We start from the raw sequence: 15,281 nt of genomic DNA on the forward strand, positions 1-15,281 counted from the left end.
CCCTCGCCGCCTGCCCTTTTTACAGGCGGTAAGGTACTCAAAAAATTTGAATGGATGGCGCGCTATTTTTTTGGCAGATAATACTGCCACAAAAATTAATAGTGGGAGTGGCGCGGCTCTTTAAACCGGTTTATCTTCTCCACCGCCCTGACCAGATCGGTCAGGGATCGCGCCTGCATCTTTTCCATGACGCGGCGCTTATGGACTTTGGCAGTAATTTCGCTGACGCCCATTTCGGCGGCGATCTGTTTATTCAGCAACCCGCTTACCGCCAACTGCATCACCTCGGTTTCACGCGGCGTCAACGACTGGATGCGTTCAGTCAACGCCCGTTTCTCCTGCGACTGCACCTGGCTCTGCGCCGAGATACGCAGCGCCTCGGCCACCGCCAGCAACAGCGGCTCCGGCATTACCGGCTTGGTCAGGAACTCATAGGCCCCGGCCTTCATTGCCTTCACGGTGATGGGAATGGTGCCAAACCCCGTCAGGAAGATGATGGGCACCGAGTACCCGCGCTCGTTCAGCGTTTTTGACACCTCAAAGCCATCCATGCCCGGCATATTGATGTCCACAATCAGACAGCAGGGCGTATTGACGGTGGGCTGGGATAAAAACACCTGTGGGGAGGTAAACGCGCTGACCGCATATCCTTCTGAACCGAGAAGATTACGTAGGGCCGCAATCACTGGCTCCTCATCGTCAACAATATAAACAGTGTGTTCCATACAGTGTCTCATTTTGCGCCTTAGCGGGCAGGGTTCGCTGACAGCGGGCCATTGCTTACAGGGTACACTTTCCATCATAAAGGGCGGGTTATTGAATAAAATCAAAAATTACTGACATTTTTATTCAAATTATATGAACAACTCTAGAAAATAAGCTCTCGCGCTTACCAAATAACCTTGAATATTGCGGGAAGGCTTGCCGCTATTATCCTTTGGTATAACTTACAATTTCCCTAAATCACGTGAATACTCGGCTTTTCTTATTATTCTAGGGTATTCAGATGAAATTGAAATTAATCGTGGGTGCGCTGCTGTTGGCAGGAGAGATGACCACCGCGTTTGCGGCCACCGAGGGCGCCCCGGCGCCGACAGTTGGCGTGGCTGGCTTCCTACAGGTGTTGAACAGCGGCGGTGGCAAGCCGATTGAGCAGCTCTCCCCAGCCGCGGCACGTGAGGTGTTGATTGGCGCGCAGAAGGGCGCGACGCTGCCGCCGGCCGAGGTGACGGAGAAGTCCATCACCGTGCTGGGCCAACCGCTGACGCTGACCGTGGTCAAGCCCGCCAACAGTAGCGGCACGCTGCCGGTATTTATGTTCTTCCACGGTGGCGGCTGGGTGCTCGGCGACTTCCCGACCCATGAGCGGCTGGTGCGCGATCTGGTGAACGAGTCTGGCGCGGCAGCGGTATTCGTGAACTACACCCCCTCCCCGGAGGCACGCTACCCGGTTGCCATTACCCAGGCCTATGAGGCGACCAAATGGGTAGCGGAGCATGGCGCGGAGATTGGCGTCGATGGCAACCGTCTGGCACTGGTGGGCAACAGCGTGGGCGGCAACATGGTGGCCGCCGTTGCCTTGCAGGCCAAGCGCTTCCATACCCCGGCCATCCGTTACAACGTGATGCTATGGCCGGTCACGGATGCCCGCTTTGACGATGCCTCCTACAACCAGTTTGAGAATGGCTACTTCTTGACTCGCAATATGATGAAGTGGTTCTGGGACAGCTACACCACCTCGGAGAGCGATCGCAACAACATTTTGGCCTCCCCGTTGCGCGCCACCCGCGAGGAGCTGAAGGGCCTGCCGCCGACCCTGATCCAGACCGCTGAACTGGACGTGCTGCGCGATGAGGGCGAAGCCTTTGGCCGCCACCTCGACGCCGCCGGTGTGCCGGTGACCGTCACGCGCTACAACGGCATGATCCATGACTATGGCCTGCTCAACGCCCTGAGCCAGGAGCCGACAGTACGCACCGCACTGCAACAGGCCTCATCAGAAATTAAGCTGCACCTTGACTGATCCCATGAAAGTAAAAAGGCCACTTCACAGGTGGCTTTTTTGTGGGGCTGGGGGGTTAAATGCACCACTTTTTAATAAAATATTTTATCCCTGGCCATCAATGGAAATTACCAGCGTAGTTCCGAAGTCGGAAAAAATGAGACTAATTTAACCATTTCATCCATGTCATATCTAACTTGCATGCTAACAGGAATATGCAATCCGTCGATTGCATATAAATCCGCACGACCAATATTCCTATTCATTATAACTTTAGGAAGGACGCTGCGAATGGGTTCACCAAAAACAGCATGAACTCTTCTTAGAGACATGTTTTTTTCTAGTCCAAAAGGTAAATCGTTAGGGAAATCCCAATTTTTGATTTCAGGTCTTTGGATATTCAATATCACATCCTCTAGGATTCTTCCCTCACGTCTGAATGATAGATAAATCCCTTCTAATGCCATATCCAGACTGATATCAGATGCTCCAGAAAAACCTGTGGGAGGAGTCTTATAAGTAATCAATCCTGTATCAAGTAAATCGTTATATGACTTACTCAGACTATGTATTAGTGCCTCTACATTTACGGTCATTTGTACAACCCCACATCTCTGTTTAATTTGTGCATTTTCGTTCTAGCTGCTTCTATCTGGGCCTCTGTTGCGCCTTGCTCTTTCAATGCCGGTTTAATAGTGTCCAGATTGCGATCCACTGCCGCCCGAAGGTTGCGTGAGTCCAGGTCTATTTGTGCGGGTGTGTTGCGCCCACCATAAGTTTCACTTAGCTTCTGATGAACCTCTTTAGGAATCACAATTGCTGCTACATCTTGTGCTAAAGCATCCCGTTCGTTAGGCTTCAAGTCAGGATTATCTCGAGCAAGAGCTACGCGAACAGCCGCAGCCGATGGCATATGGTCAGCCTCATATTTTCCCTGACGTGACCGACGTTTGAAATCGCTGTACAGCTCCACCTCCAGAAACTCCACCGGTGGTTTGCTCAGGTAGATATAAATTGGCGGCAGGTCTGGCACCGGCAGGATCAGAATATAATCTGCGAAGTGCTTCTCTCCCGGGGCCGGGGTGGTGGTGGCCGTGATGCCGGTGTCGGCCGGCAGCGGGTCTACCATTACCGGGTTCGGCAGCACTGGCCGCGTCTGGTTGCCGGTGTTCGACGGTGTCTTGACCCCCGAACTGTCCGGTGTCCAGATGAGGGTGATGCGTGGCTCCTCTTCCGTGGTGAACGAATAGGCTTGATAGCGACTGTCCCACGCCATTTTTCGCACCCGTACCCTGTCCCTGCCCGGTGGCGTATGCCAGCCGCGTGGCATCGGATTGCCCTGGCTGTCATAGTCCCAGCTATAACGCACGCGGGTAGGGGCCTCCCGCAGCTGCTCGACCCGCATCCGGTCGATAAAATCCTGCTCGCCGTCGTTGAGCCGTCCGGGCATCATGCCGACCAGCAGCCCGGTCACTGGCGCGCCGACACCGGCTGTTGCCAATCCCGCACCGCGTACCGCCCATGTACCGTAGGTCAGGGCGCGTCCGCTCAGCGGCTCCAGTACGCTTGCACCTGTGGTGGCCGTCAGCGCTCGCTGGGTCGCGGCGGCTGTGGCTACTGCCGCTTGATAGTCCATCTCCTCATGGTTGCCATTCCACCACCGGTAAAGGGCGCTGCGCTTCTTGGGCTTGGGTATCTCTTCCGGGGAAGTGGGCCTCTTCTTAGCCGCCTGCGCGTGCTGGGGTGCTTCGGTATCCGTTACCGTATCCGCAGGCGGCATCGCCCGGAAGAAGCACATCTCGGCAAAGTTGCTGTGCGGCTCGCGCTGCTCCCCGGCATCGTTGCAGCCATCGCCACGCAGGCAGGATTTGGCAAAAACCCGGTTACGCTCGCGCTCTTCGGCAAGGCGTCTCTTTTCCGCCTCCTGCGCCTGCTGGCGTGCGGCCAGCATGGCGGCGTATCTCTCCTGTGCCACCTGCTCTGGGGATGGCCCCTGCCCCAGCCATTGCCCAAGGGGTGCAATAACCAGATGCGTACCGGGCGGACAGCCACAATGGACTTCGGAACCATCAACCGCCACCGGAACATTGTTAAATCTGACGCGCGATTCACCGCTGACTATGCGCCCCGGTTTGCCGCATTTTGGGCAGGTGGTCGTCATATCCCCTACCCGGACTATCCGGCGCCCAAACTCGCTGGCTTGGATGGACGCAATACACCGCGCCCCGGTCGTGGTTTTGTCATGTTCAAGTGCCTGCCCTCTTCCATAATTATTCGAGCGATATCCCATTGATCACGCTCCGAGAGCCGCCAGAAAATCATTCGGTCTCCTACCAGCAGTGGCGAGCTGCTCTATACCAGCCAGAATGTTGGGCATTAACTTGTAGATAGTTTGCTGCGACACAATAAACCCTTAACATTGCATGGTTAATCGGGGCTTATCATACATGGAGTCAAGTTTCTCAACCTTTATCCACACAACATAAATGGATATAACCGGCCATGATGCGCCAAAATGGTACTTGAAGGGGGTGTTGGAGCGTCAAGACACCCGTTGATGATGAAATGCGCAACGTAGGGTGCCTGGCTTGAATGGCTATCCGGCAGGATAGAGCGGGTCATTCGCCTCGTAATAAAACGATTTTGGTTCAGCCACCTTAACTAAACGCACATGCCACGGGTGCCGCCGGGGCGCTGTTTTACCTGAGAACCGGCCATCTCCACGCAGGCGCTGTTTAAATAGAGCGGCAACCCAGGCTATGCTTCAATGGCATGAACATCGCGCATCCATTTAGGTACGACACCATGAATAACACCGAACACCTCACCCGCTTTGCGACACTGGCAAACCTCAGCGGCCCCTTCCCACCCAACTGGGAGACGCTGGCAGCGCTGCACCACGTCTGGCCGCATACCATCCCTTTTGAAAATATTGAGGTTCTGCTTAACCGCCCCATCAGCACCGCGTTGGCTGACATCGCTGACAAACTCCTGACACGGGGGCGCGGCGGCTACTGCTTTGAGCACAACCTGCTGTTCAAACAGGTGCTGGAAGAGGCCGGTTTCAGCGTCACGCCCCATCTGGCGCGTGTGGTCTGGGGGCTGGAGGAGCCGGCCCCCACGCCGCAGACCCACATGCTGCTGATCGTCACGCTGGAGGGCACCCGCTACCTGGCGGATGTCGGGTTCGGTGGCGTCAGCCTGCCCGCACCGCTGCGGTTGGAGGAGGGGGAGCAACAGGGCTTTGTGCTGGCGCGCACCGGCCGCGACCAGTGGCTGCTCTCCCTCGCCGGGCCAGAGCAAAAACGGCTGATGTACCTGTTCGATGAGCGCCCCTGTGAACAGGTTGACATCGTGGTCGCCAACCATTTTGTCTCGACCCATCCTGAGTCGCTGTTCCGCCATAACCTGATCATGGCGGGCCTGCGCGAAGAGGGACAATACAACCTGTTCAACCAGCATCTGGCCATTCATGGCCGTGAGGAACGCGAGCAGCAGGCGCAGAGCTACAGCGAGTTCCAGTCGCTGGTCAGCCCGTTCTTCCGCCGCCAGAACACCCTCAGTGAAGAGGACATGCAGGCGATCTACGCCAAACTCAACGGCTGACGCCCTACCCCGGCGCGGTGGTTTTTACCACTGCGCCTCCCCTCGTCCCCACGCTTTTTCTGTCAGGCAACCTGCCCGACGCTCTTGCTACCGACCGGTAGGTCGCATATGCTTATCTGCACCTTAAATGCGCGGATATCACTTATCATGAAGACAATACCTTCTGGACTTACCCTGTCGGCCTCACTGGCCTTGATCACTATTCTTGGCCCGTCGGCCATTGATATGTATTTGGCCTCGCTGCCGGATATGGCGCGTGAGCTGGGTGCCTCCTTTACCCAAATCCAGCTGACGTTGACGGTCTTTTTGCTGGCACTCGGGCTGGGACAACTGGTTTTTGGCCCGATCATTGACGCCTGGGGCCGCCGCCGGCCACTGATGTGCGGCATCCTGCTGTTTAGCCTCTGCTCACTCTGGGCGAGTGAAACCACCACCATTGACCTGCTGCTCTGCGCCCGCTTTATGCAGGGGCTGGCCGCTTCCATGACGCTGGTGGTGGCGATCAGTACCGTCCGGGATGTCGCGACCGGGGCGCAGGCGGCCAAGCTGTTCGCCCTGCTGATGACCATTGAGGGGCTGGCACCGGTGCTGGCTCCGGCAGTAGGCGGCTATGTCGATGCCCACTTTGGTTGGCGGGCGGTCATGCTGGTACTGGCGGGCATGGGTCTGGTGGCTCTCATCAATACCTACCTGAAGCTGCCTGAAACGCTGCCCGTAGCGAAGCGCACGCCCCTCAACCCGGCTGCGGTGGTCACCACTTATGCACGCCTGCTGTCAGACAAAGATTTTATGTTGCCCGCGCTGTCACTGTCGGCGGCCTTCTTCTTCCTGTTCGTCTACATCGGTGGCGCGCCGGTGGTCTACCAGACCCACTTCTCGCTGCCGCCGGATACCTTTGGGCTGGTGTTTGGCGGCACCGGCATTGCGGTACTGCTGGGCGCGCTGACCTCCAGCCGCTGGGTGGCAACCAGCACGGTGCCAGCAGTGGCGCTGCGTGGGGTGCTGTTTATGGCGGCGGGTGCCGTGGTGGCCGCGCTCTCCAATGGCAGTGGCAATGGCCTGCCGGGGATCGTGCTGGGCATGTTCGTCGCCATGTTTGGCCTTGGCATGGCAGAAGCCACGCTGATGGCGATGGCGATGTCATCGCAAAAGGTGGCGCTGGGATCGGCGGCGGCCCTGCTTGGGGCATTGCAGCTGATCCTCTCCTCCCTCGCCACCCCGCTGGCCGGCTGGCTGGCGGAGCAAGGCGCGCACTACTGGCTGGGCTTTTTGGCGCTGTTCGGCCTTGGGGTGGTGGTAGTGCTGACCGTCATTGCCATCCGCTGGGGGAAAAGTGAGATAGAATACCTCTCCGGTCACTGATTAAAGGAAAGGCTTTGCCATGACACTCTCTCCCGCTGCGAAAAAACTCTCTGACGCCGCGATACTCCATTTTGCAGAAAGAGGCTATGAGGCCGCGTCACTCACCACGGTGGCGGATGCAGTGGGAATACGCAAAGCCACCATCTACTCCCATTTCAAGGGCAAGGATGAGTTGTTCCTGCATGTCTACCATGAGGCGTTGGCAACCGAGCGGGCCTTTATGGCCGACTGTTTTAGCCAACAAGGGGCCGCGGGTGAGCGCTACCTCACCACCTTGCCGGAGCGTTACGGCTCCTCCGCCCACCTGAAACTGCTGTTACGCACAGCCTTCGTCCCGCCGCAGCCGGTAAGGGCCGAGGTGGTCAAGGGTTACGAGGAGTTTACGGCGCTGATCAAGGCGCGCTTTGTCGCTGCCACGCCTATGTCTGGCGAAAAGGTGGAGATCTTTGCCGATGCCTACCTCGGCATCATCGACAGCCTCTACATTGAGCTGTTGTATGCCAGCGAGCAGGCGGCGGAGAAGCGCCTCGCCGCCATGTGGCACGTTTTCACCACGGCCATGCGTGCCAGCTAGGCACACAGAGGGTCGGATAGGCAGCCGGGCCACATTAGCGCGTGGCCCTTTTCCTGTCTGGAGGTTGGTGTCACTGGCAAAAGGGAGGAGACAGGAAAAGAGGGGGCTTAATTCACCAGATCCTTAAAACGAGAAAATTCCTCTTGCGTTAATTTATCCGATACCTTGCGGGTGAAGAAATAGAAGTTCTTTCGAATTTTTTCTACATCGCTGACATCCAGTGTCCTGGGATAATCAGGGCCGCTATTCCAGTCAATGTAGCGGAAACAGTTACTCCTCACCTTGGGATTATCATATATCTTCACTTCCGGCTTCATTTTCAGCAGGGTATGGAAGAATATTTCGTCGGAGCAGTAAGTGAAATTAAATAAAGGGAGCAGGGTGGGATGGGTGTGCAGAATATCCAGAATGAAGCCAATGCTGCCATAGGTCAGGGCAAACCAGTTGGTGCCCTTATAAAAGGTCATCTCCAATTCATTACTGAGCAGCGAGGTTATTTCATGGTTTTTATACATAAAACGAATATGTTTAAACAATTTTCGCTTTACGGCAAAGATCAGACTTTTTTGCTTGGTAAAGAAGCAGGGCGGATATTTATACATGACCCGGTCGGCCGGATTGACATAATGGCTCCGCTCATCCTGGTAGTGAATAAAATCCTGCCCCCGATGTTTAGAGAGGAATGCATTGATGGCCTCGTTAGAGGCAGCCGGGGCGTCATCCCCGGAGAGCAAGAAGAAGTAGTCGAAGCGGTAGCGCATTGCCTCTTCCAGCAGCCGGCAGGTCGCGTGGATTTGGGAAACATCCCCCCAATAGATCGGCACCCGTTTTGTGAGCAAGATAACATTCTCTTTCGCCAGATCGGCGATCTCGCTGATGTCTGACTTGGCGTCATAATGGATGATAATGGTATTTTCCGGGAAGGCGGAAAGATACTCCACAGTCCAGTAGAGAGCGTGACTGGGTTGGTGCGCAACAATCGCAATAACTTATTCATTATTATCGTCTCTTAATGTTTTTACAGGGTAAAACGGGGACGGCGAATGGCTCTTATTTTATGCGCATTAATTTTTGGAGATGGGAAAAAAGTGAAGCATAAACTTTATTAGCTGTCATCTCATCTTTTATCACTTTTCATCACCGGCGTGATAAATAAGACAATTATTTATTTATCTCAGGCGAATTATTTCGCGGTAACATAAGCGCCATTTATATATAAGGTTACAGACTCATCCTAATTCAGCGCTTATTTTATCGATAGGTGAATAATGCGTTCTCCACCCCTTCCCCACTCAATTATTGCTTCATTAACTCAATGTTAATTAGCAGAGAACTTATAGCCTTTTCAATGTGTTGATGCGCCATGGCGTTGAAATAGAAGCAAGTGAACGTGCTGATTATTGCCATCCATTCCAGCACACAATCAAAATTTTTTGGCGGGGTCTGGCAGAGGGAATTACCTAAGCATCAGAAAATGCGTGCAATATTTTTAATACGGCGTGCAGAGTTGGCGATGTGCTAGAAAGATGTGCGATTAGTCACATTTTTAGCCGGGAGAAGAAAAACGCTATGTTAAGGGTTTGGGCTGAATCATTAGCGGCACTGGTCTGGCAAGGCGCGCGACCAAGGGCCGCGCGCTGGGATCGGAATGAAGCAGCAGGGGGTCAGTTCGGGATACGCAGCTTCTGGCCAGGGTAGATCTTGTCCGGGCTGCTCAGCATCGGGCGGTTAGCCTCAAAGATTTTGTTGTACTGGTTGGCATCACCGTACATTTTCTGGGAAATCTTGCTCAGGGTATCGCCGGAAACCACATTATAGAAGCGTGAGCCTTGCTCGCTGGCGGCACCGCTAACATTGTCTTCAACGGCATTGATGCCATTGACGTTACCGGCCGCCACCAGGATCTTCTCTTTCTGCTCCTGTGTCAGGCCATCGCCGGTCACTACGGCTTTGTTGCCGTCAACCTTGATGTCCACTTTGTCGCTGCCCGGCAGGTTCAGGGTCTCAATGTGCTTTTTGATTGCTTCGCTGGCATGTTCGTTGCCTTTGACTGCATCCCACAGTTTCTCACCGGCCTCTTTTACAAAATCAAACATTCCCATGCTTTCTCTCCTGTTATCAATGCGTCCTCTAAACATAGCAAAGGGAGAGGGTTTCACCACCCGGTGGCGGGTGGGTGGTGAATGTTGCAGCAACTGGCGGCGAAATTCAGAGAGATCTGACGGCATGCGCGGTCAGGCGAAGAGAATCGACACCTCTTTATCTTCGAGCAGTGCCAGCTTATTGCCCATCGCGGCGCGATCCACCAGCAGCGTGGAGATCTCCTCACAGCCCGCCACGGCGAACCGCGCCACGCCAGGGAACTTATGGGCCGTCAGCGCGACAATCACCTCACTGCTCTGCGCAATCACCGCGCGCTTGAACTCCGCGTCCTGAAAATCGAATGCCGTCACGCCCTGTTCCGGGTCAAGGGCGCAGGCACCGAGAAAGGTCTGATCGAAGTGGATGCCTTGCAACTGGCTCTGAGCGGTAATCCCCAGACTGCCGCCGGTTTTGCGCTGGATAATGCCGCCCAGCATGATCACCTCGCACTCCGGCTGGGCCAGCGCCGCCGCGGCCACCAGCGGCGAATTGGTCACGACGGTCAGCGCCAGCCCGGCTGGCAGGACTTTAGCCAGCTCCAGGTTGGTGCTGCCCGCATCAATGAACAGGCAGGCACCGGGCTTGATCAGCCGCGCCGCCGCCTGCGCCAGCGCCAGTTTCTCACCGCTGGGTTCACTGGCGCGGCGCGTCAATTCGCCGCCGTCCGTCATGATGCTGACCGCCCCGCCGTGCACCCGCTTGCAGACGCCCTCTGCCGCCAGCTCCTTCAAATCACGTCGCACCGTGTGTTCAGAGACCTTCAACCGGGCTGAGAGCGCCGCGCACACCACCCGCCCCTCCTGTTGCAGGAGTTCGCGGATCAGCGCCTGGCGCTGCTCAGGAAAAGCGGCATAATCGAGCACGTATCTGATTCCTTATTATTCAATATGGCACATTCGAGCATAATGCATCATACTGCGGCTTCCTAATCTTTGCATCACTCATTCACAGTGGATGTAAATCTGATGAACACTCACTTTCCAGACAGTGCTTTCCTGCATGAATTGGCTAACGTTGCCAGCCGGCAAACCCTGCCACGTTTTCGTACCCAGAATTTAACCATCGACACTAAGCCCAAGGAGGGTGAACGCTTTGACCCGGTCACGGAGGCAGACCGCGAGGCCGAACGGGCGATGCGGGCGCTGATTACAGCCCGCTATCCTGACCATGCGATTTTGGGCGAGGAGTTTGGTGCTAGCGGCGACGGCCCGCTCCAGTGGGTGCTGGACCCGGTGGATGGCACCCGCCCCTTTCTCTGCGGGCTGCCGGTATGGGGCACGCTGATTGGCTTGCTGCACAACGGCCGCGCCGTGATGGGGATGATGAGCCAGCCCCATACCGGTGAACGCTTCTGGTCAGATGGCGAACGCGCGTGGGCCAGCGACTTCCACGGACAGAGGCAACTGCACAGCCGCCAGTCGGTGCGGCTGGATCAGGCCATCTTGCACACCACGGCGCCGCCGTCGGCCGCCCACGCCGCCCAGATCGATTTCGCCACGCTGGCCGATCGCACCCGCATGACGCGCTATGGCGGCGAGTGCTATGCGATGGCGATGCTGGCGGCCGGCCACATCGATATCTGTGTGGAGTTCGCCTTGCAGCCCTATGACATCGTCGCGCTGATCCCCCTGATTGAACACGCGGGCGGAAGAGTGACTACAGTGAAGGGGGAGCGGGCGGAGCGCGGTGGGCCAGTGATCGCCAGCGGCTGCCCGGCCCTGCATGAACAAGTGCTGGAAATAGTGAATGGCCACCACCACGGATGAAGGGAGAAGAGGCAGTGGAACAATTTACCGATCTCGTTGAAGAACCGTGCCAAACCGGCGCGCCGGGCCGGGCCGAACAGCGCGCCACCCGCACGCTGTTTTTTATCGCGGGTTTTGGCGCGGCCGCCTGGGCGGCGCTGGTGCCGTTCGCCAAGCTCAATACCGGCGTCAATGACGGCGCGCTGGGGCTACTGCTGCTCTGTCTGGGCGGCGGTGCGCTGGCCGCCATGCCCCTGACCGGCTCGCTCACCACGCGTTTTGGCTGCCGAGCGGTGCTGATCTGCTCGGTGCTGCTGTTCAGCCTGCTGCTGCCGCTGCTGCCGGTGATTGGCAGCGCATGGGTGCTGGCGGTGGCGCTGCTGCTGTTTGGCGTGGGTATGGGCATCACTGACTGTGCGATGAACGTGCAGGCGATCATCGTCGAGAAGGCCGCCGCCAAGCCGATGATGTCTGGCTTCCACGGCTTCTACAGCATGGGCGGCATTGCTGGCGCGGGGGCGATGAGCGGCCTGCTGATGCTTGGCATCACGCCGCTTTATGCCTGTTTGGCGGTGCTGCTGTTCATTCTGGTACTGCTGGCGCTAAGCCTCGGCGGCCTGCTGACCTATGCCAACCCGCCCGAAGGCCCGGCATTCGCCGTGCCGCGCGGCGCGGTGCTGGTACTGGGCGCAATCTGTTTTGCGGTCTTTTTGGCCGAAGGCACCGTGCTGGACTGGAGCGCGGTCTTCCTGACCGAGCATCGCCAGCTGGATGAGTCGTTGGGCGGGCTGGGCTTTGCCTGTTTCGCCACCCTGATGACCGTGGGGCGGCTGACCGGCGATCGCATCGTGGCGCATTTCGGCCCGCACCGGGTGGTCACCGCCGGGGCGCTGATTGCCGCTGCCGGGCTGGCGCTTCCGGTGCTGATCCCCTCTTGGCCGCTGGCGCTGCTGGGTTACGCCCTGATTGGCATCGGCTGCGCCAATATTGTACCGGTGATGTTCACGGCGATTGGCCGCCAGACCAGTATGCCGCAGAAGGTGGCGGTGCCTGCCGTCACCACCCTTGGCTACATGGGCGTGCTGGCCGGGCCAGCCTCGATTGGCTTTATCGCCCTGCACATCTCCCTGCCGATCGCCTTCTTGTTTGTCGCGGTGATGATGGTGATTGTCGCCTTCACCTCCCGGCGGGTAAACGTCTGACGCCCTTGGGGCAGGCCACGCCTGCCCCTTGCTTTATGCCACATTCGCCAACCGCTCCGCCAAAAATGCCAAAAACACCCGGTTGACCTCGCTACGCTGGCGATGCTGCGGATAGAGCGCATTCAGGCTCAGCGGCGCGGGCTGGTTAGCCTCCAGCAACGTGACAAGGTCACCGCGCGCCAGCGCCGGCCCAACGATAAACGCTGGCAACAGCACCACTCCCAGCCCCGCGATGGCCGCATCGCGCAGCACCTCACCATTGTTGCTGACAATCGGGCCGCGCACGTCCCACATCCGCCGTTTTCCCTCCTGTTGCAGCTCCCAGCCATACTGCCCCTCGCGCCCAAAGCGCAGGCAGGCGTGGCCCAACAGGTCATCCGGCACCTGCGGGGTGCCAGCACGCATTAAGTAGGCTGGGCTGGCGCAGATCACCCGGTTCAGTTCCCCCAGCCGACGGGCGATCAGCGTCGAGTCCGACAGGCTGCCGATGCGGATGGCAATGTCAAAGCCCTCGCCAATCAGATCGACATGGCGATCGCCCAGCTCCACCTGGAAATGCACCGCCGGGTGCAGGCTGAGGAACTCAGCGATCAGCGGCGAAAGGTGGCTCATGCCGAACGACATCGGGATGCTGATGCGGAAGGTGCCATGCAGCTCTTGTCGGCGTTCCGACACCGCCTGCTCCGCTTCATAAATGTCATCCAGGATGCGCTGCGCATGGAGCGAGAACACCTGCCCGGCCTCCGTCACTGACAGCTTGCGGGTATTGCGGTTCAGCAGCCGCGCGCCGAGGCTCTCCTCCAGCGCCGCCATACGTCGGCTGACATACTGCTTCGAGAGCATGAGCTGGTCGGCGGCGGCCGTAAAACTGCTGGCCTTGATCACGGCCAGAAAAATACGGAGATCTTCTATCTGCATAATGTCCACTAATATGTGACAGTCATTGTCATTTTGGCTGGTTGATGGGCAAATCAGTTTACGGCTATTCTCTCTTCATCGGAAGGGCGATGGCCCTTTCACCTCATCTACCAAGGAGAACACCATGATCGAGCAAAGACTGTCTGAACAACGCGGAGCAGGTAACCACGGCTGGCTGAACTCCCGTCACACCTTCTCATTCGCCAGCTACTGGGATCCGCAACAGACCGGCTTCTCCGACCTGTTGGTGATCAATGATGACCGCGTGGCTGCCTCCCGGGGCTTTGGTGCCCACCCGCACAACAACATGGAGATCATCTCCTACGTGCTGGAAGGGGCGTTGGCGCACAAAGACTCGATGGGCACTGGCTCGGTGATTGTCCCTGGCGACGTGCAGTTGATGAGCGCTGGCAGCGGCGTCACCCACAGTGAGTTCAACCACTCCAACACTGAAGGCGTGCACTTCCTGCAAATCTGGGTAGTACCGGCTGAGAAGAACAGCGAACCGGGCTACCAGCAGGTCTCCATACCGGAGAGTGAAAAACGCGGCCAACTGCGCCTGATTATCTCGCCGGAAGGTGAAAACGGCGCGCTGCGCATCCGTCAGGACGTGCGCATCTACGCCGGGCTGTTTGATGGGGAGGAGCAAGCGACCTTTACTCTCGGCCAGAACCGTTATGCCTACATCCACGTCGCGAAAGGCAGTGTGCAGGTGAACGGCATCACCTTCAACGCAGGTGATGGCGCACGGGTACGGGAAGAGGAAGCGCTGACCTTCAGCGGCGGCGATCAGGCAGAAGTGCTGCTGTTTGACCTCCGCCCGCTGGAAGTCAACCACCCGACACGCTAAGCGCCTAAGACAACGGCCACCGATTTGCATCGGTGGCCGTTGCTATTACAGGGATTGCAGGAAGGCCAGCAGGTCTTCGTTCAGTTGATCCTGGTGGGTGGCGGCGAAGCCGTGCGGGCCATTCTCGTACACTTTCAGCTGTGCGTCGGGGATCAGTTCGGCAGAGAGCTTGCCGGTCGCCTCGAACGGCACGATCTGGTCATTGCTGCCGTGGATCACCAGCGTCGGCACGTTCACCTTGCGCACGTCCGGGCGGAAATCTGTCTCGGAGAAGGCAGTCACGCAGTCCAGCGTCCCTTTCAGCGAGGCCAGCAGCGCAATGTTCAGGGTCTGGGTCAGCACCCCTTCAGAAACCGTCTGGCCAGCGTTGAGGCCGTAGAACGGCGTAGCGAAGTCGCTGATGAACTGCGCGCGATCCTTCAGCAAGCCATCTTTAATGCCGTCGAAAACACTCTTCTCCACGCCTTGCGGATGGTCGTCGGTCTTGCCAAAGATCGGCGTCACCGCACCCAGCAGCACCAGTGCCGCCACGCGATCGCTGCCGTACCGGCCAAGGTAACGGGCCACGTCGCCGCCACCCATTGAGAAGCCCACCAGCGTCACCTCTTGCAGATCCAGCGCAGTGATCAGGTCGTTGATGTCCGAGGCGAAGGTGTCGTAGTCATACCCTTCCCACGGCTGGTCAGAGCGGCCGAAGCCGCGGCGGTCAAAGGCGATGGCGCGGTAGCCGCGCTCAGCCAGGAAGTTCATCTGGCTGTCCCACATGTCGGCATCTAGCGGCCAGCCGTGGCTGAACAGCACCGGGCGGCCGGTGCCCCAATCTTTGTAGTAAATCTGCGTGCCGTCTTGCGTTTTGATCGTGCTCATGAATGCTCCTGTT

At 57.6% G+C, this 15,281-nt stretch carries 15 protein-coding genes; 7 read left to right on the forward strand and 8 right to left on the reverse strand.

All coding sequences use genetic code 11. The annotated features are described in order from the left end of the window. Positions 1 to 95: 95 nt before the first annotated feature. Positions 96 to 725 (reverse strand): response regulator transcription factor, encoded by a 630-nt coding sequence (locus ACK3SD_RS20375; RefSeq protein WP_481127923.1) that lies wholly within the window; start codon positions 723 to 725, stop codon positions 96 to 98. A gap of 281 nt (positions 726 to 1,006) precedes the next feature. Here ACK3SD_RS20375 and ACK3SD_RS20380 point away from each other — a divergent pair, with 281 nt between their 5' ends. Beyond that, positions 1,007 to 2,023, forward strand: a complete 1,017-nt coding sequence (locus ACK3SD_RS20380; RefSeq protein ID WP_481127924.1) for an alpha/beta hydrolase — start codon at positions 1,007 to 1,009, stop codon at positions 2,021 to 2,023. Between the two features lie 107 nt (positions 2,024 to 2,130). Here ACK3SD_RS20380 and ACK3SD_RS20385 read toward each other — a convergent pair whose 3' ends face one another. Together ACK3SD_RS20385 and ACK3SD_RS20390 are read right to left on the reverse strand one after the other, a co-directional pair. Next, the gene (locus ACK3SD_RS20385; RefSeq protein WP_481127925.1) at positions 2,131 to 2,598 is read right to left on the reverse strand and encodes a DUF6392 family protein; all 468 of its coding nucleotides are present in this window, start codon (positions 2,596 to 2,598) and stop codon (positions 2,131 to 2,133) included. Further along, a complete protein-coding gene (locus tag ACK3SD_RS20390; protein ID WP_481127926.1) occupies positions 2,595 to 4,292 on the reverse strand; it encodes an S-type pyocin domain-containing protein in 1,698 nt (565 codons plus the stop codon). The genes ACK3SD_RS20385 and ACK3SD_RS20390 overlap by 4 nt, the downstream gene beginning before the upstream one ends. Before the next feature lie 515 nt (positions 4,293 to 4,807). Between ACK3SD_RS20390 and ACK3SD_RS20395 the strand changes: the two genes are divergently transcribed. From ACK3SD_RS20395 to ACK3SD_RS20405, 3 genes are all read left to right on the forward strand, one after another. Beyond that, positions 4,808 to 5,608, forward strand: coding sequence for an arylamine N-acetyltransferase family protein (locus ACK3SD_RS20395; RefSeq protein ID WP_481127927.1), 801 nt, complete (start codon positions 4,808 to 4,810; stop codon positions 5,606 to 5,608). A 147-nt stretch (positions 5,609 to 5,755) separates the two neighbouring features. After that, positions 5,756 to 6,970, forward strand: coding sequence for a multidrug effflux MFS transporter (locus tag ACK3SD_RS20400; protein WP_481127928.1), 1,215 nt, complete (start codon positions 5,756 to 5,758; stop codon positions 6,968 to 6,970). Positions 6,971 to 6,989: 19 nt separating this feature from the next. Next, entirely contained in the window at positions 6,990 to 7,544 is a 555-nt protein-coding gene (locus tag ACK3SD_RS20405) for a TetR/AcrR family transcriptional regulator (RefSeq protein ID WP_481127929.1), read from the forward strand. Positions 7,545 to 7,651: 107 nt separating this feature from the next. Here the strand turns inward: ACK3SD_RS20405 and ACK3SD_RS20410 are convergent, their stop codons facing one another. The 3 genes from ACK3SD_RS20410 to ACK3SD_RS20420 all read right to left on the reverse strand — a co-directional run bounded on the left by ACK3SD_RS20410 (position 7,652) and on the right by ACK3SD_RS20420 (position 10,549). Then, on the reverse strand, positions 7,652 to 8,485 hold the full coding sequence (locus ACK3SD_RS20410; RefSeq protein ID WP_481127930.1) for a beta-1,6-N-acetylglucosaminyltransferase: 834 nt from the start codon (positions 8,483 to 8,485) through the stop codon (positions 7,652 to 7,654). Positions 8,486 to 9,208: 723 nt separating this feature from the next. Next, positions 9,209 to 9,646 (reverse strand): peptidoglycan-binding protein LysM, encoded by a 438-nt coding sequence (gene lysM, locus ACK3SD_RS20415; RefSeq protein ID WP_137765285.1) that lies wholly within the window; start codon positions 9,644 to 9,646, stop codon positions 9,209 to 9,211. Positions 9,647 to 9,778: 132 nt separating this feature from the next. Beyond that, positions 9,779 to 10,549 (reverse strand): DeoR/GlpR family DNA-binding transcription regulator, encoded by a 771-nt coding sequence (locus ACK3SD_RS20420; RefSeq protein ID WP_481127931.1) that lies wholly within the window; start codon positions 10,547 to 10,549, stop codon positions 9,779 to 9,781. A 102-nt stretch (positions 10,550 to 10,651) separates the two neighbouring features. Here ACK3SD_RS20420 and hisN point away from each other — a divergent pair, with 102 nt between their 5' ends. After that, on the forward strand, positions 10,652 to 11,452 hold the full coding sequence (hisN, locus tag ACK3SD_RS20425) for a histidinol-phosphatase (RefSeq protein ID WP_481127932.1): 801 nt from the start codon (positions 10,652 to 10,654) through the stop codon (positions 11,450 to 11,452). A gap of 14 nt (positions 11,453 to 11,466) precedes the next feature. Then, the gene (locus tag ACK3SD_RS20430) at positions 11,467 to 12,633 is read left to right on the forward strand and encodes an MFS transporter (protein ID WP_240775805.1); all 1,167 of its coding nucleotides are present in this window, start codon (positions 11,467 to 11,469) and stop codon (positions 12,631 to 12,633) included. 33 nt (positions 12,634 to 12,666) lie between these two features. Here the strand turns inward: ACK3SD_RS20430 and ACK3SD_RS20435 are convergent, their stop codons facing one another. After that, complete coding sequence (locus ACK3SD_RS20435; RefSeq protein WP_481127933.1) at positions 12,667 to 13,551, reverse strand: LysR substrate-binding domain-containing protein; 885 nt, start codon at positions 13,549 to 13,551, stop codon at positions 12,667 to 12,669. A 124-nt stretch (positions 13,552 to 13,675) separates the two neighbouring features. Here ACK3SD_RS20435 and ACK3SD_RS20440 point away from each other — a divergent pair, with 124 nt between their 5' ends. After that, entirely contained in the window at positions 13,676 to 14,401 is a 726-nt protein-coding gene (locus ACK3SD_RS20440) for a pirin family protein (protein WP_481127934.1), read from the forward strand. Between the two features lie 45 nt (positions 14,402 to 14,446). On the opposite strand, the gene ACK3SD_RS20445 is transcribed toward ACK3SD_RS20440, so the two are convergent. After that, positions 14,447 to 15,268 (reverse strand): alpha/beta fold hydrolase, encoded by an 822-nt coding sequence (locus tag ACK3SD_RS20445; RefSeq protein ID WP_481127935.1) that lies wholly within the window; start codon positions 15,266 to 15,268, stop codon positions 14,447 to 14,449. Positions 15,269 to 15,281 lie beyond the last annotated feature (13 nt).

It is taken from the genome of Chimaeribacter sp. YP20170169 (genome assembly GCF_056739715.1).

Coding starts and splice junctions, on each gene's coding strand:
- ACK3SD_RS20400 (WP_481127928.1), top strand. CDS start 5,756: ATGAAGACAATACCTTCTGGACTTACCCTGTCGGCCTCACTGGCCTTG.
- ACK3SD_RS20385 (WP_481127925.1), bottom strand. CDS start 2,598: ATGACCGTAAATGTAGAGGCACTAATACATAGTCTGAGTAAGTCATAT.
- ACK3SD_RS20405 (WP_481127929.1), top strand. CDS start 6,990: ATGACACTCTCTCCCGCTGCGAAAAAACTCTCTGACGCCGCGATACTC.
- hisN (WP_481127932.1), top strand. CDS start 10,652: ATGAACACTCACTTTCCAGACAGTGCTTTCCTGCATGAATTGGCTAAC.
- ACK3SD_RS20375 (WP_481127923.1), bottom strand. CDS start 725: ATGGAACACACTGTTTATATTGTTGACGATGAGGAGCCAGTGATTGCG.
- ACK3SD_RS20435 (WP_481127933.1), bottom strand. CDS start 13,551: ATGCAGATAGAAGATCTCCGTATTTTTCTGGCCGTGATCAAGGCCAGC.
- ACK3SD_RS20390 (WP_481127926.1), bottom strand. CDS start 4,292: ATGGGATATCGCTCGAATAATTATGGAAGAGGGCAGGCACTTGAACAT.
- lysM (WP_137765285.1), bottom strand. CDS start 9,646: ATGGGAATGTTTGATTTTGTAAAAGAGGCCGGTGAGAAACTGTGGGAT.
- ACK3SD_RS20445 (WP_481127935.1), bottom strand. CDS start 15,268: ATGAGCACGATCAAAACGCAAGACGGCACGCAGATTTACTACAAAGAT.
- ACK3SD_RS20380 (WP_481127924.1), top strand. CDS start 1,007: ATGAAATTGAAATTAATCGTGGGTGCGCTGCTGTTGGCAGGAGAGATG.
- ACK3SD_RS20440 (WP_481127934.1), top strand. CDS start 13,676: ATGATCGAGCAAAGACTGTCTGAACAACGCGGAGCAGGTAACCACGGC.
- ACK3SD_RS20395 (WP_481127927.1), top strand. CDS start 4,808: ATGAATAACACCGAACACCTCACCCGCTTTGCGACACTGGCAAACCTC.